The sequence below is a fragment of the Pantoea alhagi genome, from assembly GCF_002101395.1.
Lineage (GTDB): Bacteria > Pseudomonadota > Gammaproteobacteria > Enterobacterales > Enterobacteriaceae > Mixta > Mixta alhagi.
The window spans coordinates 1,200,442-1,219,292 of sequence record NZ_CP019706.1 but is presented as its reverse complement, the minus strand read 5'-3'; the positions used below and the strand labels follow the sequence as shown (position 1 = coordinate 1,219,292).

At 54.2% G+C, this 18,851-nt stretch carries 17 protein-coding genes and 3 pseudogenes; 12 read left to right on the top strand and 8 right to left on the bottom strand.

The annotated features are described in order from the left end of the window. Positions 1-58: 58 nt before the first annotated feature. From B1H58_RS05795 to argD, 4 genes are all read left to right on the top strand, one after another. Positions 59-229, top strand: a complete 171-nt coding sequence (locus B1H58_RS05795; protein ID WP_085068529.1) for a YhfG family protein — start codon at positions 59-61, stop codon at positions 227-229. After that, positions 219-812, top strand: a complete 594-nt coding sequence (locus tag B1H58_RS05790) for a putative adenosine monophosphate-protein transferase Fic (protein WP_085068527.1) — start codon at positions 219-221, stop codon at positions 810-812. Before B1H58_RS05795 ends, B1H58_RS05790 begins: the two co-directional genes overlap by 11 nt. Before the next feature lie 40 nt (positions 813-852). Continuing rightward, positions 853-1,440 carry an aminodeoxychorismate synthase component II gene (locus B1H58_RS05785; protein ID WP_085068525.1) on the top strand — a complete coding sequence of 196 codons (588 nt, stop codon included), beginning with the start codon at positions 853-855 and terminating at the stop codon, positions 1,438-1,440. Between the two features lie 91 nt (positions 1,441-1,531). Further along, a complete protein-coding gene (argD, locus tag B1H58_RS05780; RefSeq protein WP_085068523.1) occupies positions 1,532-2,755 on the top strand; it encodes a bifunctional acetylornithine/succinyldiaminopimelate transaminase in 1,224 nt (407 codons plus the stop codon). A gap of 29 nt (positions 2,756-2,784) precedes the next feature. Here argD and B1H58_RS05775 read toward each other — a convergent pair whose 3' ends face one another. The 5 genes from B1H58_RS05775 to B1H58_RS05755 form a co-directional block, all read right to left on the bottom strand. Next, positions 2,785-4,860 (bottom strand): YccS/YhfK family putative transporter, encoded by a 2,076-nt coding sequence (locus tag B1H58_RS05775; RefSeq protein WP_085068521.1) that lies wholly within the window; start codon positions 4,858-4,860, stop codon positions 2,785-2,787. A gap of 62 nt (positions 4,861-4,922) precedes the next feature. Continuing rightward, the gene (crp, locus tag B1H58_RS05770) at positions 4,923-5,555 is read right to left on the bottom strand and encodes a cAMP-activated global transcriptional regulator CRP (protein ID WP_017803012.1); all 633 of its coding nucleotides are present in this window, start codon (positions 5,553-5,555) and stop codon (positions 4,923-4,925) included. Positions 5,556-5,870: 315 nt separating this feature from the next. Next, positions 5,871-6,740 carry a phosphoribulokinase gene (locus B1H58_RS05765; RefSeq protein ID WP_085068519.1) on the bottom strand — a complete coding sequence of 290 codons (870 nt, stop codon included), beginning with the start codon at positions 6,738-6,740 and terminating at the stop codon, positions 5,871-5,873. Positions 6,741-6,863: 123 nt separating this feature from the next. After that, on the bottom strand, positions 6,864-7,085 hold the full coding sequence (locus tag B1H58_RS05760) for a YheU family protein (RefSeq protein ID WP_085068517.1): 222 nt from the start codon (positions 7,083-7,085) through the stop codon (positions 6,864-6,866). A 3-nt stretch (positions 7,086-7,088) separates the two neighbouring features. Beyond that, positions 7,089-8,078: a hydrolase gene (locus tag B1H58_RS05755; protein ID WP_085068515.1), complete on the bottom strand. Its 990-nt coding sequence runs from the start codon at positions 8,076-8,078 to the stop codon at positions 7,089-7,091. A 79-nt stretch (positions 8,079-8,157) separates the two neighbouring features. Between B1H58_RS05755 and B1H58_RS05750 the strand changes: the two genes are divergently transcribed. Beyond that, positions 8,158-8,760, top strand: coding sequence for a LysE family translocator (locus tag B1H58_RS05750; protein ID WP_085068513.1), 603 nt, complete (start codon positions 8,158-8,160; stop codon positions 8,758-8,760). Here the strand turns inward: B1H58_RS05750 and B1H58_RS05745 are convergent, their stop codons facing one another. Next, on the bottom strand, positions 8,761-9,741 hold the full coding sequence (locus tag B1H58_RS05745; protein WP_085068512.1) for a LacI family DNA-binding transcriptional regulator: 981 nt from the start codon (positions 9,739-9,741) through the stop codon (positions 8,761-8,763). 234 nt (positions 9,742-9,975) lie between these two features. On the opposite strand from B1H58_RS05745, the pseudogene B1H58_RS05740 reads away from it, so the two are divergent. From B1H58_RS05740 to B1H58_RS20980, 3 pseudogenes are all read left to right on the top strand, one after another. Beyond that, positions 9,976-10,260 (top strand): annotated as a pseudogene (locus tag B1H58_RS05740) (glycine betaine ABC transporter substrate-binding protein); the annotation flags it as partial. Continuing rightward, positions 10,193-10,429: pseudogene (locus tag B1H58_RS20985) on the top strand (hypothetical protein); the annotation flags it as partial. The pseudogenes B1H58_RS05740 and B1H58_RS20985, both read left to right, overlap by 68 nt. A 54-nt stretch (positions 10,430-10,483) precedes the next feature. Further along, positions 10,484-10,807: pseudogene (locus tag B1H58_RS20980) on the top strand (TauD/TfdA family dioxygenase); the annotation flags it as partial. 5 nt (positions 10,808-10,812) lie between these two features. On the opposite strand, the gene B1H58_RS05730 reads toward B1H58_RS20980, so the two are convergent. Together B1H58_RS05730 and B1H58_RS05725 are read right to left on the bottom strand one after the other, a co-directional pair. Beyond that, a complete protein-coding gene (locus tag B1H58_RS05730; RefSeq protein ID WP_085068510.1) occupies positions 10,813-12,999 on the bottom strand; it encodes a sensor domain-containing phosphodiesterase in 2,187 nt (728 codons plus the stop codon). A gap of 289 nt (positions 13,000-13,288) precedes the next feature. Continuing rightward, positions 13,289-15,190 (bottom strand): ABC transporter ATP-binding protein, encoded by a 1,902-nt coding sequence (locus B1H58_RS05725; protein ID WP_085068508.1) that lies wholly within the window; start codon positions 15,188-15,190, stop codon positions 13,289-13,291. A gap of 123 nt (positions 15,191-15,313) precedes the next feature. On the opposite strand from B1H58_RS05725, the gene kefG reads away from it, so the two are divergent. The 4 genes from kefG (at position 15,314) to slyD (ending at position 18,671) form a co-directional block, all read left to right on the top strand. After that, the gene (gene kefG, locus B1H58_RS05720) at positions 15,314-15,865 is read left to right on the top strand and encodes a glutathione-regulated potassium-efflux system ancillary protein KefG (RefSeq protein WP_085068506.1); all 552 of its coding nucleotides are present in this window, start codon (positions 15,314-15,316) and stop codon (positions 15,863-15,865) included. Then, positions 15,866-17,671 carry a glutathione-regulated potassium-efflux system protein KefB gene (gene kefB / locus B1H58_RS05715; protein WP_085068504.1) on the top strand — a complete coding sequence of 602 codons (1,806 nt, stop codon included), beginning with the start codon at positions 15,866-15,868 and terminating at the stop codon, positions 17,669-17,671. It abuts the gene before it with no gap. Positions 17,672-17,714: 43 nt separating this feature from the next. Next, complete coding sequence (locus B1H58_RS05710; protein ID WP_085068503.1) at positions 17,715-17,909, top strand: YheV family putative zinc ribbon protein; 195 nt, start codon at positions 17,715-17,717, stop codon at positions 17,907-17,909. A gap of 198 nt (positions 17,910-18,107) precedes the next feature. After that, positions 18,108-18,671, top strand: a complete 564-nt coding sequence (gene slyD, locus B1H58_RS05705; protein WP_085068501.1) for a peptidylprolyl isomerase — start codon at positions 18,108-18,110, stop codon at positions 18,669-18,671. The last annotated feature ends 180 nt before the right edge of the window (positions 18,672-18,851 follow it).

Sequence of the window (18,851 nt, the reverse complement as noted above, 5' to 3'; positions counted from 1 at the left end):
TGCAGAGCGGTAATTTGCTGCTTATACTTAGGTCACCTATTCTCTGACCGGAGGCGGTATGCCAACAAAACTGACCGAAAAGCAGAAAGCCACATTATGGCAACAGCGGCGCAACGCGAATTTTTTGGCCAGTAGTAAACTGGAAGGCTTGTCTTTTGCGGAAGTGACGCTGGATGCTGAGCAGGCCGCACAGCGTTTAGAGGCATTACGGAGGCAATATGGCGGCTAATGCAATGAACGGGCGCGATCCTTACTACTGGCAGAACGATGACGTACTGCGCAACCGGCTCAATTTACATGATACCGCCCAACTGCAAAAAGCGGAGGTCGCATTTACTTCGCTGCGGGCGGCAACCATTGAGCTGGGGCCGCGCAATCTGGGGTTTCCTTATCTGTGTGCTATCCACCGGACGCTATTTCAGGATCTCTATGACTGGGCTGGAGAAATTCGCGAGATCGATCTCTATCTCGGCGATACGCCTTTCTGCCACTTTGAATATATTGAGAAGGAGGGTAACGCCCTGATGGAAGCGCTTGAGGAAGAGAATGGCCTGGCCGATCTTCCTTTTGAACAGTTTGTGGCGCGGCTGGCGCATTATTACTGCGAAATCAATATGCTGCATCCATTTCGCGACGGCAACGGCCGCGCGCAGCGCCTCTTCTTTGAACAGTTAATTATTCATGCAGGCTATGACATTGACTGGAGCAAGACTGAACGCGAAGCCTGGCTGCGGGCAAATGAAGAGAGCGTGAATGGCGATCTGCAGGGGCTGACCGATATCTTTAGTAACGTAGTGAGCGAGCCGAAGTAAGCGCGTAGAATAGCGGCGTTTTGGTCAGCCCGGAGTAACAATGCTGCTGCTTATTGATAACTACGACTCTTTTACCTGGAACCTGTACCAGTACTTCTGCGAGCTGGGAGCGGAAGTACTGGTGCGCCGCAATGATGAAATTACGCTGGCGGAAATGCACGCGCTGCCGCTGACGCATCTGGTCATCTCTCCTGGTCCCTGCACGCCTGATGAATCAGGTATCTCTCTGGACGCTATCCGCACGTTTGCCGGGCGGCTGCCGCTGCTTGGCGTTTGCCTGGGCCATCAGGCGCTGGCGCAGGTTTTCGGCGCACGCGTGATTCGCGCGCGTCAGGTTATGCACGGTAAAACCTCCGCGATTGCTCATCAGCAGGCTGGCGTATTTGCCGGATTGGCGCAGCCGCTGACTGTAACGCGCTATCACTCGCTGATTGTGGAAAAAGAGACGCTGCCAGCCTGCCTGGAGGTCACCGCATGGAGCCTGCGTGATGGTAAGCCGGATGAAATCATGGGGTTACGTCATAAGACGCTGGATGTTGAGGGCGTGCAGTTTCATCCGGAAAGCATCCTGAGCCAGCAGGGGCATGCGTTGCTGGCTAATTTTTTGCGTAGACAAGCCGCTGTTTAATTCCGTACGCTGCGATTCCGTTTGACTTATTATGCATATTTAATGATTATTTTTTCACAGCGTATCAGTGTAAAATTAAATGAGGTAGCGAATGGCAGCGGAAAAAATGGCGGTTACGCGGCAGACCTTTGATGAGGTTATATTGCCGGTTTATGCACCAGCACAGTTTGTGCCGGTAAAAGGCAAAGGCAGCCGGGTGTGGGATCAGCAGGGCAAAGAATATATCGATTTTACCGCCGGCATTGCCGTAACCGCGCTGGGCCACTGCCATCCGGCGCTGGTAGAGGCGCTGAAAACTCAGGGAGAAATGCTGTGGCATACCAGCAACGTTTTCACTAATGAACCCGCGCTGCGTCTTGCCAGCAAGCTGATTGACGCGACTTTTGCCGAGCGCGTTTTCTTTGCGAACTCAGGGGCTGAAGCCAACGAGGCCGCCTTCAAACTGGCGCGCTACTATGCTTCCACGCGCCATAGCCCTTATAAAAGTAAAATTATCGCATTCCATAACGCGTTTCATGGCCGCACGCTGTTTACCGTTTCCGTCGGCGGGCAGCCGAAATACTCTGATGGTTTTGGACCCAAACCGGCCGATATCGTCCACGTACCTTTTAACGATCTTGAGGCGGTGAAGGCAGTGATCGACGATCACACCTGTGCCATTGTGGTTGAGCCGATTCAGGGCGAGGGTGGCGTTATGCCCGCCACGCAGGAATTTATGCAGGGGCTGCGCCAGCTGTGCGATCAATATCAGGCGCTGCTGGTACTGGATGAGGTCCAGAGTGGGATGGGGCGCAGTGGTAAGCTGTTTGCCTATCAGCATTATGGCGTGCAGCCCGATATTCTGACCTCAGCGAAAGCGCTGGGCGGCGGCTTCCCCATTAGTGCGATGCTGACCACTAATGAGATCGCCTCGGCGATGACGCCTGGCGTACACGGTACCACCTATGGCGGTAATCCGCTGGCCTGCGCAGTAGCGGAAGCGGCGCTGGATGTGATTAATACTCCTTCGGTGCTGGATGGCATTGAGCAACGCCGTCAGCGCTTTATTGAGGCGCTGGAAGCCATCAACGCCAAACTGGATCTCTTCAGCGAGATCCGTGGCAAAGGGTTGCTGATCGGGGCGGAGCTTCAGCCGCAGCATAAGGGCAAAGCGCGCGATATTCTTAATGCCGCCGCTGCGGAAGGCCTGATGATTTTAACGGCGGGTACCGATGTTCTGCGCTTTGCGCCTTCGCTGGTGATCCCGCTGGCGGATATTGGTGATGGCATGGCGCGTCTGGCCAGGGCTGCCGAAAAAGTATTAAAACCCGCATGATTCAGGGCGCGCCCGATGTCAGGGCGCGCTTATCCTTTACGCAGGCGGCGTACCAGCCATTTACCGTGGTGCGGCCGCTGGCTCCATGCCAGAGATGAGATAGTATGCATCACTGAAAGGTGCTCAAGGATACGCTTTACATGACGCTCCATAATGGTCATCGGCCCTTCCTGGTTCTCTGCTTCTCCTTGCAGAATATTGGTATCCTGTCCCGGCCCGTCATATGCCAGCCGCTGCTGACAGCGCTGCAGTGCAATTTCACACGACTGCAGATAACTTTGCGCCAGCGCAGGCGTCAGCATGGTGTGCTCACGGGCCAGAATAGTCATTGCATTGATATGCTCAACGATAAACTGGCTGTGCGTGACCCAAAGTTTCATATCGTTCAGATAGCGGGTATTAAACGCTGGCTCCTGCATCGCCTGGCTCAGGGAGTTAAACAGCGCATTATGCGCCTGATTAACGCGTACCCGCTGCCAGGCAAGCTTCTGCGGTGATGCCTCGCTCCCCAGCAGCATCCGTAAAGCATCCTGATACGCTTCCAGTGCATCATGCGCATTCTGCCGCAGTAGCCCGCTTTGCCACTGCGGCCACAGCCAGACCATGCCGCCAAAAGCGATGCAGCATCCCATCAGCGTATCCATCAGACGCGGCAACAGGAAATGCGCGCCGTTTAACGACAGCAGCTGTAATGAATAAACGGCGGTCACGGTAAAACCGATGGTTGCCCAGCCGTAATATTTACGGATAAACAGATAGCTGACTAAGGTAATGATCAGCATGATTAACAGCACCAGCGATTCCGGTACCGCAAGACGCAGGGCTGCAGCGGCGATAATCAGCCCTGCCAGCGTGCCAAGCGCGCGGTGCTGGATACGCACACGCGTTGCGCTGTAGCCATTCTGACTGACGAACATGATGGTCATTAAGATCCACCAGGGTTTCGGTACGTTGAACGCCAGCGCCAGTACGCTGCCGAATACCAGCATCACCGCAAAGCGTGCCGCGGTACGCAGAGCGGAAGATTTAAATGACAGATAGCTGCGCAGCGCGGAAAGCAGCGGCAGCCGACGCTGGCGATCGGCCATAAGATCGCGACGATAAAGAGGGCGCTGGGTACGCAGCACGCGGGCGATGCGGCTGAAATGGTAATAACAGAAGTGGCCGACCGGATTCTCCGGATGCCGACGCGCAATTTTCTCCAGTCCCAGCAGCGGTTTTTCCATGGTGAAACGTGATGGCAGCCGGTGATAAAGCATGTCGTCCGCCAGCTCGCGCAGCCGTACGGCGATGGTTTGCGCGTTCCAGCGGATAACCGCTTCCGCATGGCTTCGCTCTACCAGCTTTTGCACCTCTTCCGGCTGATGCAGACTAACGGCAATATGCTCCTGCAGATCGAGTGCCACCTGAAAAGCACGCGTCAGGCGTCGATGGTTATGATCGCGGTTAGCGGCCAGCATATGCATTTGCTGATAACAGGTGTTAATCAGATCAACCACCTTTTGCTGGCGCGCCAGCAACGGGGGCAAGGCTTTTTCCGGATTAGTAAGCTGCGTCAGCAGGGTATATTTGGCTTCGCAGTAATCCGCCAGTTCGCGATAGAGCAGGCTGAGCGTCTCCCGCATCGGCTGCTCTTTCCACAGCCGGAACCAGAACCAGTTAAACAGCCCGTACCAGAATGTACCGCCGATATAGAGCAACGGCGGCCCCCAGATCGGCATATTGCCCACCAGGCCGAGCGTAAAAATAGCGGCAATTAAGGAAGCTGGCAGCAGACGTGCATGAAGCGGGCCGATTTCGCCGGTTACGCCCAGCACTAACGCCATGACAAACAGCGTCGCGGGCAGGGGCACCTGCTGTAGCGATAGCCACTGAAGAAGAAAACTGCTGAGTGCGAACAGCGAGCCGCCTGTGATCAGGCGTTTAAAGAAGCGGCGGTGTGGGGTATCGAGTCCGGCAATATTGCAGCAGGCGGGAACCAGCGAGAAGAGCAATCCTTTTTGCAAATCCCCCAGTAGCCAGCCAAAGGCCACCGGTAAACAGAGCACCAGCGTCTGACGCAGGGCATAGTTCACTTCGGGATGATAAATAATTCTCCGCCACATCGCTACATCACCAAAACAGACACGGCGTGATGCCAGGCACCACGCCGTGTCTTCAGAGTAGCTTAACGGGTGCCGTAAACGACAATTGTTTTACCGTGAGCGGAGATCAGGTTTTGATCTTCCAGCATTTTCAAAATACGGCCCACCGTCTCGCGTGAGCAGCCGACGATCTGGCCGATCTCCTGACGGGTAATCTTGATTTGCATCCCGTCCGGGTGCGTCATCGCATCCGGCTGTTTAGCAAGGTTGAGCAGCGTCTGTGCAATACGGCCGGTCACGTCAAGGAAAGCTAAATTGCCTACTTTCTCTGAAGTCACCTGCAGGCGACGAGCCATCTGGGAAGAGAGACGCATCAGAATGTCAGGATTAACCTGAATCAGCTGACGGAATTTTTTATACGAAATTTCAGCCACTTCACAGGCGGTTTTCGCGCGTACCCATGCACTGCGTTCCTGGCCTTCTTCAAACAGGCCAAGCTCGCCAATGAAATCACCCTGATTAAGATAGGAAAGAATCATCTCTTTGCCTTCTTCATCTTTGATCAGTACCGCAACCGCACCTTTTACGATGTAATAGAGCGTCTCGGCCTTTTCACCCTGATGAATCAATGTGCTTTTTGATGGATATTTGTGAATATGGCAATGTGACAGGAACCATTCGAGTGTAGGGTCTGTTTGCGGTTTGCCGAGAACCATTCGCTATTATCCTCTGTTGTAATCGTGCCCTAAATACAGGGGGCAGTTTTCCCTGTCAGGCGTTGAAATCTTCAAGCGTTTCCTGCTGGAAATTTATACGGGCAACTGCGAGGCCTCAAGGCGTGCCGTCGTCCCGTTTTCGTTTCATAGAACGAAAATATTACAGCTTTGTTTGTAGCACAGCTTTATCTTACTGTCTCCTGTTGTCTCGCTTCAGCTTGTGCTGAATCGGACAATTGCCGTTTAGCTGATGAACGCCCCGGCTGACAATTTGCTTACTTATCAGGGGCCGGGCAAGAGAGAGTGGCATGCCTCTTATTCGATTTTTTTGCCTTCTATCAGGCGTTTCACCAGCGGCAGCATAATCAGCTCCATCGCCAGTCCCATTTTTCCGCCCGGCACCACCAGCGTATTAATATGAGAAATAAAGGAGCCCTGCAGCATCGCAAGCAGGTAGGGGAAATCGATATCTTCCAGCCCGCGAAAATGAATCACCACAAAGCTTTCATCCAGCGAAGGAATAGCACGTGCGGCAAAAGGGTTTGAGGTATCTATGGTGGGTACGCGCTGGAAGTTAAGATGGGTACGTGAGAACTGTGGCGTAATGTAATTAATATAATCTTCCATTGAGCGCACCACGGAATCCATCACCGCTTCGCGGGAATGGCCGCGCTCGCTGGTATCGCGCACCAGCTTCTGGATCCACTCCAGATTCACGATGGGCACCACGCCAACCAGCAAATCCACTTTTTCTGCCACGTTATGCTGCTGCGTCACCACGCCGCCGTGCAGTCCTTCATAAAACAACACATCCGTTGGCTCCGGCAACGGCTGCCACGGCGTAAAGGTACCTGGCACCTGATTCCACGGCACCGCCTCATCATAGGTATGCAGGTATTTACGTGACTGGCCACGGCCATTTTCGCCATATTCAACAAAGGTTTGCTCAAGCAGGCCAAAGTCGTTGGCTTCTGGTCCGAAGTAACTGATATGACGCCCCAAATCGCGGGCTTTGCGGATCGCCATATCCATTTCCGGGCGCGTATAGCGATGGAAACTGTCACCCTCCAGTTCAGCGGCATGCAGATTAAGCTGCTGAAAAATCTTACGAAAGGCAAGGCTGGTGGTGGTGGTTCCCGCTCCGCTGGAGCCGGTCACCGCGATGATCGGATGTCTGGCTGACATAAATACTCTCTGGATTAAATCGGGCGATGAGCATTGTTATCACGTTTCGGTCAGAGGTGTCATCATCGGGCAGGCCCGCCAGACCACGTTAATGTGACGAGCCGCACAGAGCTGACCGCATCACTATCCTTCGCGAAACTGACCGCGCGGCATAATATTGACCGTTTCATGCAGTTCCGACCAGACCAGCACGGCTTCGCCGCTTTTCAGCTGACGTCGGACATCTTCCACCTTTTCCGACAGGGAGCGCTCCTGCTCGCCATAATCCGTGCCTTCGCGCAGTACAAAACCTTCAATCAGGTTATCCAGGGTTTCCGGGGAGAGATCTTGCCAGGGAATAATCACAGCTTAGTTATCCAGATAAGGTGATAGCCATTGAGGAATACGCTGCTCCAGCCACATTTGCGGGCGACGTAACGTGCCGCCGACAAAGCCGACATGGCCACCATATTCCGTTAGTTGATATTCAATGTTAGCAGGTAATCGCGCCATATCAGGGATCACCTCATCGGTCATAAAGGGATCGTCCTGCGCATGGATAATTAACAGCGGCTTACGTATGCCGGGCAGCAGCGGCATGGCGCTGGCCCGTCGGTAATAGTCACCGGCATCGGCAAAACCGTGGGCGCGGGCGGTGATGGCATCATCAAAGTCACGCAGGCGCTTTAACGCGTTAAGCTGCAACAGATCTACCGGCAGCGTGCCGGGCCAGGCCTGTAGTTTGCGGCGGGCGTTGAGCTTGAGCTGGCTTAACAGATAACGCTGATAGACGCGGGAAAATCCCTGCTCAAGTTTGGCGCTGCACGGTTCCAGCATTAGCGGCGCCGAAACCGTAACGGCGGCATCCAGCGGACAATCATCGCCCTGTTGGCCCAGCAAACAGGCCAGCATGTTTCCGCCCAGCGACACGCCGACAGCCACGGTCGGCGCATGGCCCAGAGTGGTTCGCAGCCAGCGTAAAAAGTAGCTGGCATCCCCGGTTTCGCCGGAGTGATAAATACGCCCCATGCGGTTAGGCACGCCGCTGCAGCCGCGAAAGTGCATCACCACGCCCAGCCAGCCGCGCTGTTGCCACACCTGCAGCAGGCCGTGCGCATAGGGGCTATGGAAGCTTCCTTCCAGTCCGTGAAACAACACCGCACGCGGTTTATGCCGCGCCTGCATAGGATCTTCGCTCCATGCAAGATCGATAAAATCGCCGTCCGGCAGATCCAGACGCTGCCAGTGAGGGCGTAAAGAGATCCGGCGGCGAAACAGACGCGGCAGCACCGTTTGCAGATGGGGATTATGCAGTCCTTTCAGGGGAATAAAGGATTCCTGACTGTGATCAAAGCTCATCGTTTCACGCTTGTACGCATTCAGGCGCACTGTTAGTTTAAACGGGTTAACATTTTACCGGGTGAGGAGCACCCATTTTATGGAACTCAGTCTGTTTTTATCGATGCTTGGTTTTCTTTGGGTGGCGGCGATTACGCCAGGGCCAAATAATACGCTATTGACCACGGCCGGCGCCAATTTTGGTTTTCTGCGTTCGCTCCCCTTAATGGCAGGAATTATGCTCGGTATGCAGCTTATGCTGTTGCTGGTGGCATTTGGCGTGGGCGGGCTGATTCTGGTTTACCCCTCTCTGCATCTGTTTTTGAAAATTGTGGGTAGTCTCTATCTGCTGTGGCTGGCGTGGAAAATTGCAACGGCGGCCTATGAAAAAATTGAGATGGGTGAAGCGCCGCCTCGTCCCATGCCTTTATGGCAGGGAGGACTGCTGCAGTTGGTTAATCCCAAAGCCTGGTTAATGGCGTTGGGGGCCGTGGCCAGCTTTAGCCTGGCAGGTGAAGCCTATCGCAGTTCAGTTGTGGCTATCAGCATTGGTATGGCGCTGGTTAATCTGGTCGCTGGCATTCTTTGGCTTGGCTTCGGCACCCTGATAGGCCGTCTGCTGCGTAGCCGCCGCGCATGGAAAATTTTTAATTTGACGATGGGCGTGCTGACTGCCGCCTGTGTACTGTTGATATGGCACTGATTAGCTGGAGGCGCGTACCACCAGCTCACAGGGGAGCCGCTCATGAACCTGTGGTGCCAGCGGATCCTGAATGCGCTGTAACAGCAGCTGTACGCTGCGCGTGCCCAACTGATGCATTGGCTGTTCCAGCGTACTGAGCGGCGGCGAAAGCATTGCGCTCCATGGAAGGCCGTCAAAGCCCAGCACGGCAATATCCTCAGGGATGGCGAGCTGGTGCTGACGTGCGCAGTGTATCGCGCCTACTGCCAGTACATCAGATACGGTAAACACGGCGTCTGGCGGCTCTTTCGCTTCCAGCAGCCGTTTCATGGCCGCAAAGCCCGCCTCGCACTCTACTTCATTAGCATACTCAACGCCGGACCATGACAAACCCAGTTCGGCTAACGCCGCCCGATATCCCAACTCACGCTGTTGCGCATAGAGATAGCGCGGATCGCCATTGATCATCGCAATCCGTCGTCGTCCGCGCTGCGCCAGATGCTGCACTGCCGCCCGCGCGGCCTGTTGATTATCAATAGTGACCGATGAGCCAGCGACATCAGGATCGCCTTCGGCACACTGTATCCAGGGGGAATCGCCAATCATTTGGCGCAGTTCAGGCAGATTGCTTGCCGCATCCATGGTAATAACGCCATCCACCACTTTGCCGCTCAGCAGCGTGAGATAAGCAGATTCGCGCTGGGTTTGTGAATCGGAATTGCACAGCAGAATATGGTAGCCGTGCGCCTCCGCTTCTGCCTCGATGCCGCGCACCACGCGCGAACAGAAAGGATTGATAATATTGGAAACCAGCACAAGCAACATATGGCTCTGAGAGGTACGTAGCTGGCGCGCCAGCAGGTTAGGCTGGTATTGACAGGCGGCAATAGCGGCTAAAACGCGTTCACGGGTTGCAGGCCGAACGCCCTTATAACCGTTCAGCACACGTGAAACGGTCGCGGTCGATACACCAGCGAAACGGGCAACTTTCTCAATCGACATGGAAAACCCTCTGACAACTCACCAATGAATAGCCTGTAGAACATCGTTATACAGTGGCCGATTCAGGTCCATTTTTCATCAGAAAAATCAGACTTTTTTAATTTTGAGATAAAGATAGCGATATCTCTTCTAAGGCAATTTAGCGATTAAACATAATTTTTAATTACTTCATGCTGTATCCGCCTCTCAGCTACAACTGAGCCATCACGATGATAACAACAGGCGGAACGTAAGATGGTGAGGATCACGCGGTTTTTGGCATGGGCAGTGTCGTTATTGCTGCTGGCGACCCAGGCGCACGCCGTTGAGGTTACGGTGGCTTATCAGACCTCGGCGGAACCCGCGAAAGTCGCTCAGGCGGATAACACTTTCGCTCAGCAAAGCGGCGCGCAGGTCAACTGGCGTAAATTCGACAGTGGCTCCAGTGTAGTCCGTGCGCTGGCATCCGGTGATGTACAAATCGGCAATATCGGCTCCAGTCCGCTGGCGGTCGCCGCTTTCCCGTCAATTGACGCTGAGCCTGACAACCTTAGCGTTGCTGCTGGCGCTGTGGTGGCTGGTTACCGCGCTGCAGCTGATTGCGCCGCTGTTTTTATCGCCGCCGCAGCAGGTACGGCTGCGGGCGGCGCTGTCGCTGGGAGCCAGCCGCTGGCAGCTGCTACGTCTGGTTATTTTGCCCGGCGCGCTGCCGGAAATCCTTACCGGTCTGCGCATCGGTTTAGGCGTCGGCTGGTCAACGCTGGCGGCGGCGAACCATCCACCGCTGCTGCATCCGGTGGTACGCACCCATCCGGTTAGCGGCCAGCAGGCCTTATTTGTAAATCAGGGGTTTACAACAAGAATTGTTGATTTAACACCGAAAGAGAGCGACGCGCTGCTGGGCTTTCTGTTTGCCCATATAAACAAGCCGGAGTTCCAGGTACGCTGGCGCTGGCGGGCTAACGATGTTGCCATCTGGGATAACCGGGTCACGCAGCACTATGCGAACGCCGACTACCTGCCCGCCAGACGCATCATGCACCGCGCCACCATTTTGGGTGATAAGCCGTTTTATCGTCCCACCTGAGCCGATCAGGGCAGGGAAAGCAGCGGGGCTGGCTGACCGGTTAGCCAGCCCTGTATATAATCAACGCCCAGCTCGGTTAACAGCGCTTTTTGCGCCTCGGTTTCCACATACTCCGCTACAACGGATACGCGTTTTTCCCGGGCGATGGCGCAGATCGATTTAATAATAATGCGATCGATATTGTCATCAAGGCTGTTTTTAACAAACAGGCCGTCAATTTTAATAATATCGGCGCTAAGGTGTTTTACGCGCTCATAGTTGGCGAAACCGGTACCGAAATCATCTATCGCAATACGAAAGCCTGCCTGACGCAGCGTGGCAATCGCATTATTGACCTGCGGGTTATTGATCAATCCCTGCTCCTCGGTCACTTCGAAAATAACCGCTTCAGAGGAGACGGAAAAGCGCTGAAAAAGGGCAATGATCTCCTCCGCTACTCCCGGCTCGGTCAGCGTCATTGGCAACAGATTAATGGCCAGGCGCGGCGGCGGGTTATTCACGCGTTGACGCTGATGAATAAACGCCACGGTTTCCTTTACTACCAGGCGATCAAACTGGGCGCTAAGGCGAAACTCTGCAATCAGCGGAATAAACCGATCCGGCATAATAAGTTCGTCTGCCGAACGTAGCCGCGCCAGCACTTCGTAATAAAGACAACCCTGTTTACAGGGGACAATCGGCTGTGCAAACAGCACGATATCCTGCCCGGTTAGCGCCTGTTTGATTTTTTGTAGCAGTAAAACCTGGGCGGAGACATGACCAAGCAAGCGTGAATTATCCTCATCCAGCAGCGCTACGCCGCCCGCCATCAGGGCCTGTTCCGCCAGATAATTTAGCTGCCCTGCCAGACGATAAAGATTACTGTTTTCCCTGGTGAATTTACCGGCGGCAAAAGCATAATCGATATCTATCAGCTGGTTGTGCCAGAAAATCCGTTGCTGTTTTAGGCGCGTGCGTAGCTGCGACAGACGCTCGCCGATGCCTTCACCCTGTAGCAGCACAATAACGCCATCGCAGGTGATTTGGTAAACCCCTTCATTTTGCTGCAGATGCGTGCCGATCTCATCAATAATGCAGCGTTTGGTATAGGTTTTCATCATCAGGCCATAATGGCAGCCAAGAAATTTCAGCTGATGCAGATGGAGATAGCAAAGGGTGCCCGATGGATGCTGTTTAAGTTTTTTCTGTAGCGCTCGCAGATTAAGCCGCTGGACCACCGGATCGGTCACGGCAAGGTTAAGCGCAATGCGCTGCAGGCGACGGCTTTTCCAGTATCCCGCCGCGATATAAAGCAGGCTGATGGTAAAAGCGATAAACGCTGAGGATAAAAAGGTGGCGGAAAAGATGGATCTTAACGGCAGCACATCAAGGTTAAAGTGCATCAGCAACAGACAGCAGAGTGCCCAGAGCCAGAGCACGCTCCGTGAGGTGAAGCGCATAATGCCGTAAGTGAAGATAACGAAAACCAGCGGGACCAGATAGCTGGAAATCAGCATATGGCGCACCGGAAAGCAAAGCATCAGCATCAGCGCGGCCAGCAGGCAGCCCCACCAAAGCGCGCTCAGGCAGTTTCCATGCAGGGCTTGACTGGCCCGACGACAGAAAGTAAAGCCGCTGCGCGGCGCGGCCAGCATACGCAGCGGAAAGTAAAACAGAATGGTAAACAGCGTCGCGGAGAGCATCAGGTTTTGCAGACTGAGTACGCTGAACATATCCAGCCTGCCGGTAAAATAGCTGCCGGGCATCTCCGGGATCGCCGGCAGTTTTTGCCCGAGCGCTGCCAGCAGCAGCATTGTCAGGACAGGGGCCAGCGTATTCAGCAGGAGCAGCCGGACACCCAGTCCCTGGTTTCCAAGGTTATAGCGCCAGCGGCGACCAAGCCAGCGGCGAGTCAGCCAACAGCTAACAAACAACGGCGTTAAAAAAGCAAAGGCGAGCGCCGCCGCCAGCGAGAATAGCGGAAAGCAGAGCTGGAAAGTAATAAAGAAAGCCAGATAAAGGGGAACCACGGCCGAGCGGCCGAAAATATAAATGGCGGCGATCGCCAAACCGTAGGGCAAATAGCAAAGGTAAACAGTGCGATCCGCAACCAGGTACAAGGGTGATAAAAAATGGGCAAGTGGCGTGAAAAAAACCAACAGCCCAAAAGCCGTCAGGTTTTTTTTCAGTAAATTTACGCAACGCTCTGACACGGTTTACCCTGAGTTCAAAAAATAAGCAACTTATGCAGGGCGCAATAGTAAAAACATTGAACTCTGCGCACAAGGAAACAGAACGTAAAAAATTCGATAAACGTTGGTTGTTTATGAAGAAAATGATGCGGAAAAAGTACAACGCAGCCAGGTGAAGTTCGGCGAACCGTTTCTTTTTATTTGAAAAGCACTTCGCCGCTTTAAATTGTTAACAGGCGCTGCTCGCCAGTTAAAAGCCCGGCCTTATTTTGCATTTAACAACCTCAGCAGAATAAGGCCGGAGCGAGAGTTAATGAGTCAGCATGATTTCCAGCTGTTCCTGAGCATCCAGCCAGGCCATTTCGCACTCTTCCAGTGCCGATTTCGCTGCGGCCTGCTGCTGTAACGCGGCGGTCAGATCGGCTTTACGACTCGCATCGTAAATAGCCGCATCGGCCAGCTTCGCCTCTGCAGCGGAGAGCTGAGCGTTAAACTTCTCCATCTCTTTTTCCAGCTTTTCGATCTGTTTACGCAGCGGTTGCGTTTGCGCACGCAGCTCGGCTTCGCGGCGCTTCTGATCTTTACGCGCCTGAGCACTGTTGCCGTTATCCTGTTTTGGCTCGCTCACTTGCGTCTGCCGTTTTTGTAAATCGCTTAACCACTGCTGATAATCATCCAGATCGCCGGCGAACACTTCCACTTTGCCGTCATGCACCAGATAAAGATCGTCAGTGGTGGAACGCAGCAAATGACGATCGTGCGAAACCACCACCAGCGCGCCCTCAAAATCGATCAGCGCTTCGGTTAATGCCTGACGCATATCAAGATCGAGATGGTTGGTTGGTTCATCCAGCAGCAGCAGATTGGGACGCTGCCAGACGATTAGCGCCAGCACCAGACGCGCTTTTTCGCCGCCGGAAAAACGCTCGGTCGGTTCGCTGACTTTATCGCCCTGGAAGCCGAAGCCGCCAAGGTAATCGCGCAGCTGCTGCTCCGGCAGTTTTGGCGCCAGACGTGCCAGATGCTGCAGAGGAGACTCTCCGGCGCGTAAAAATTCCAGCTGATGCTGTGCGAAATAACCCAGCTGGACTCCTTTCGCCAGGCCGATCTCCCCTTTTTGCGGCGCGAGTTCGCCCGCCAGCAGTTTAATTAGCGTGGATTTCCCCGCACCGTTGCGGCCGAGCAGGCCAATACGCGAACCGGGCACCAGATTCAGTTTGATCGAATCCAGCACAACGCGATCATCATAGCCAGCGGTAACCTTCTCCATATTCAGTATCGGGTTGGGCAAGTTTTCCGGCGCGCGGAAGCTGAAACTGAAAGGATTATCCACATGTGCGGGGGAGATAAACTCCATGCGCTCAAGCATTTTAATACGGCTCTGCGCCTGTTTCGCTTTACTGGCTTTGGCGCGGAAACGATCGATATAGCTTTGCAGATGCGCCACTTTACGCTGCTGATGCTCATACTGCGACTGCTGCTGAGAGAGTCTGGTGGCACGCTGCTGCTCAAAAGAGCTGTAGTTGCCGGTATATTCAAACAGGGACTGCTGTTCGATATGCAGGATTTTATCCACCACCGGATCAAGAAAATCGCGATCGTGCGAAATCAGAAGCAGCGTACCGTCGTAACTCTTCAGCCAGCGCTCCAGCCAGATAACCGCATCCAGGTCGAGGTGGTTAGTGGGTTCATCCAGCAGCAGCAGATCGGAACGGCATATCAACGCCTGCGCCAGATTGAGACGCATGCGCCAGCCGCCGGAAAAGTCACTGACCGGGCGCTGCAGCTGTTGCTGGCTAAAGCCCAAACCGTGAAGCAGACTGGCTGCGCGCGCCTGTATGCTCCATGCCTGTATCGCATCCAGCTTGCCGTGCAGCAGCGCGATTGCGTTGCCGTCGTTTTTTTCATTGGCGCGCTGTAGCTCGGCTTCAAGCTGTCGATATTCACGATCGCCATCAATAACGTACTCAATGGCGGGCACCGCCAGCGCTGGCGTTTCCTGGTTAACCCAGGCCAGCGACCAGGTGCCGGGAAAGGTGACGCTGCCCGCATCGGCGCTGAGCTCATTTTTTAACAGCGACAGCAGCGTCGATTTGCCACAGCCGTTTTTACCCACCAGCCCAACTTTTTGGCCAGGATTGATGGTGGCAGTGGCATTGTCCAGCAGCACGCGGGTACCGCGTCGGATCTGTAACGAAGAGAATACAATCATAAGCGCCGTATTGTCAGAATATGTTAATTTATTGTCATCATAATCAGTCAGGAATCATAGATTCCGTTATGTCGTGCATGGTAGCGGAAATCCTGCATCATGACGACGATTTGGAGGAGAGAGATGGCGCAGCCGCCTAAGGTTTTGCTGCTGTATGCCCATCCGGAATCACAAGATTCGATAGCCAATCGGATCTTGCTGCAGCCGGCGCAGCAATTATCCCACGTTACCGTACACGACCTGTACGCACACTATCCCGATTTTTTTATCGATATTCATTTTGAACAGCAGCTGCTGCGGGAGCATCAGATCATTATTTTCCAGCATCCTCTTTATACCTGGAGCTGTCCGGCATTGCTGAAAGAGTGGCTGGATCGCGTGCTTTCGCGTGGCTTTGCCAGCGGCGTCGGCGGTGATGCGCTGAAGGGAAAATATTGGCGCAGCGTGATTACTACCGGCGAACCGGAGGCGGCCTATCATCAGGATGGCCTTAATCGCTATCCCATGACGGAGATTATGCGGCCCTTTGAGCTGACGGCACAGATGTGTCGTATGCACTGGTTATCGCCGATGATTGTTTACTGGGCGCGTCGTCAACCGCCGGAAATTATGAAAAATTATGCCGAGGCCTATGGCAGCTGGCTTTCCTCTCCTTTGTCTGCTGGAGCGTTATAAATGGAAGGGCATACTTTACTGTCGGCAGGCGTGGTCTATCTGTTTGCCGCCGTGGTCGCGGTCCCCATCGCCGCCCGGCTGGGAATTGGCGCGGTACTGGGCTATTTGCTGGCGGGTATTGCAATTGGCCCCTGGGGCCTGGGCTTTATCAGTGACGTTGACGAGATCCTGCACTTTTCGGAAATCGGCGTAGTATTCCTGATGTTCCTGATTGGCTTGGAGCTGAATCCTTCGAAGCTATGGGCGCTGCGCCGCTCGATTTTCGGCGTAGGTGCCGCTCAGGTTATCTTTAGCGCTGCGGTGCTGGCCGGGCTGCTGCTGTTAACCGATTTTTCATGGCAGGCGGCACTGGTTGGCGGGATCGGCCTGGCGATGTCCTCAACGGCGATGGCTTTACAGCTAATGCGCGATAAGGGAATGAATCGCAGCGAGGCGGGGCAACTGGGCTTTTCCGTACTGCTGTTTCAGGACCTGGCGGTGATCCCAGCGCTGGCGCTGGTGCCGCTGCTGGCTGGCACTGATAGCGGCCATACCGACTGGATGAAGGTAGGCATTAAGGTGCTGGCTTTTGCGGGCATGCTGATTGGCGGCAGGCTACTGCTGCGACCCATCTTCCGCTATATCGCCGCTTCCGGCGTACGCGAAGTTTTTACCGCTGCGGCGCTGCTGCTGGTGCTCAGCTCGGCGCTGTTTATGGATGCGTTGGGGCTGTCGATGGCGCTGGGCACCTTTATTTCCGGCATTCTGCTGGCGGAAAGCGAATATCGCCACGAACTGGAGATCGCCATTGAGCCATTCAAAGGCTTGCTGCTTGGGCTGTTTTTTATTTCCGTTGGCATGGCGCTGAATTTGGGTGTGCTCTATACGCATATTTTCACGGTGCTGCTTGGCGTGCTGGTGCTGGTGGCAGTCAAAACGCTGGTGCTTTATCTGCTGGCGCGGATTTATGGTCTGCGTAGCTCAGAGCGTTTACAGTTCGCCAGCGTGCTGAGTCAGGGCGGTGAGTTCGCGTTTGTACTGTTTTCTGCCGCCTCGGCAGTGCGGCTGTTTCATGACGATCAACTGCCGCTGCTGCTGGTGACCGTTACCCTCTCTATGATGACCACGCCGTTACTGATGCGGAGCGTAGACCGCATTCTGGTGCGGCGTTTTAACGATGGGGATGAGCAAACGGAAAAACCCTGGGTAGATGACGATCAGCCGCAGGTGATTGTGGTGGGATTTGGTCGTTTCGGTCAGGTGATTGGACGTCTGCTGATGGCGAATAAAAAACGCATTACCGTGCTTGAACGGGACATCAGCGCCGTAAGTCTGATGCGCAAGTATGGTTATAAAGTATACTATGGAGATGCAACAGAACTGGAGCTGCTACGGGCCGCAGGCGCTGCCAGCGCGCAGTCGATCGTGATTACCTGTAACACACCAGAAGATACCATGAATATTGTTCATCTCTGTCAGCAGCATTTTCCGCATCTGCATATTCTGGCGCGCGCGCGCGGGCGCGTTGAGGCCCATGAACTGCTGCAGGCGGGGGTAACGCAATTTTCCCGCGAGACGTTCTCCAGCGCACTGGAGCTGGGACGTAAAACATTGATGTCGCTGGGCATGCATCCGCATCAGGCGCACCGCGCGCAGCAGCACTTCCGGCGGCTGGATATGCGTATGCTGCGCGAACTGATGCCTGTCCATACGGATAATGCGCAAATCTCCCGTGCGCGTGAGGCGCGGCGCGAGCTTGAAGATATTTTCCAGCGCGAAATGCAGCAGGAGAAGCGCCAGCTGGACAGCTGGGATGAATTTGAATAACTGGCGCCGCTGAGCGCGTTGACCCAAAATGCAGGAAAGAAAAATGCGTAAACGTTTTATTGCTGATGCAACCTGCCCGCACTGCCAACAGAAAGATACGTTGGCAATGTGGCGTGAAAATAATGTCGATGTGGTGGAGTGCGTGAAATGCGGTCATCAAATGCGCGAGGCGGATAAGCAGGTACGCGATCAGATCCGCAGTCAGGAGCAAGTCATCGGAATTTTTCATCCAGAGTAGCGGAACAGCGCAGCTTTTTTTAAGCTTACCCTTACAGCGGCACTGAATTCCGTTACAATCGGCATCGTTAACATTGCCTGAGCGTATTGCCTGTATGGCACGCAAAGGGTCAGCATCTGGATCTTTCTGGTTGGTGTTATTGCACGCAAAAATAGACCAATGAGTCGGGATCAAAGCTCTCAACGGTTAGGAGATATCATGAAAGTAGCAAAAGACCTGGTGGTCAGCCTGGCTTACCAGGTACGTACAGAAGACGGTGTGTTGGTCGACGAGTCTCCGGTGAGCGCACCGTTGGACTATCTGCACGGTCATGGTTCCCTGATTTCTGGTCTGGAAAAGGCACTGGAAGATCATGAAGTCGGCGACAACTTTGACGTGCATATTGCCGCCAATGACGCTTACGGCCAGTATGATGACAACCTGGTTCAGCGTGTGCCTAAAGATGTGTTTATGGGCGTGGATGAACTGCAGGTTGGCATGCGCTTCCTGGCTGAAACCGATCAGGGTCCGGTACCGGTAGAAATCACCGAAGTGGAAGACGAACACGTTGTGGTTGATGGTAACCATATGCTGGCGGGCCAGAACCTGAACTTCCACGTAGAAGTGGTTGCTATCCGTGAAGCGACGCCGGAAGAACTGGCTCATGGTCATGTACACGGCGAACACGATCACCACCATGACCATGACCATGACCATGATCATGACCACGGTCATGAACATGGTAAAGGCGGCTGCGGTACTGGCGGCTGCGGCTGTCACTAATCGTACGTACAGCATGATAGTGGGGCAGGGAGCGGTGCGCTCTCTGCCCTTATTATTTGCGCCTTAATGCTTTCCAGAGCGGATGCATTTTGCACAGCCTGATAGTATGGTTTCCCTTCAGTCTATCCCTGGCATTAAACGCAATAAAATGCGTCAGGCCGCATCGATCCTTCCATTTTA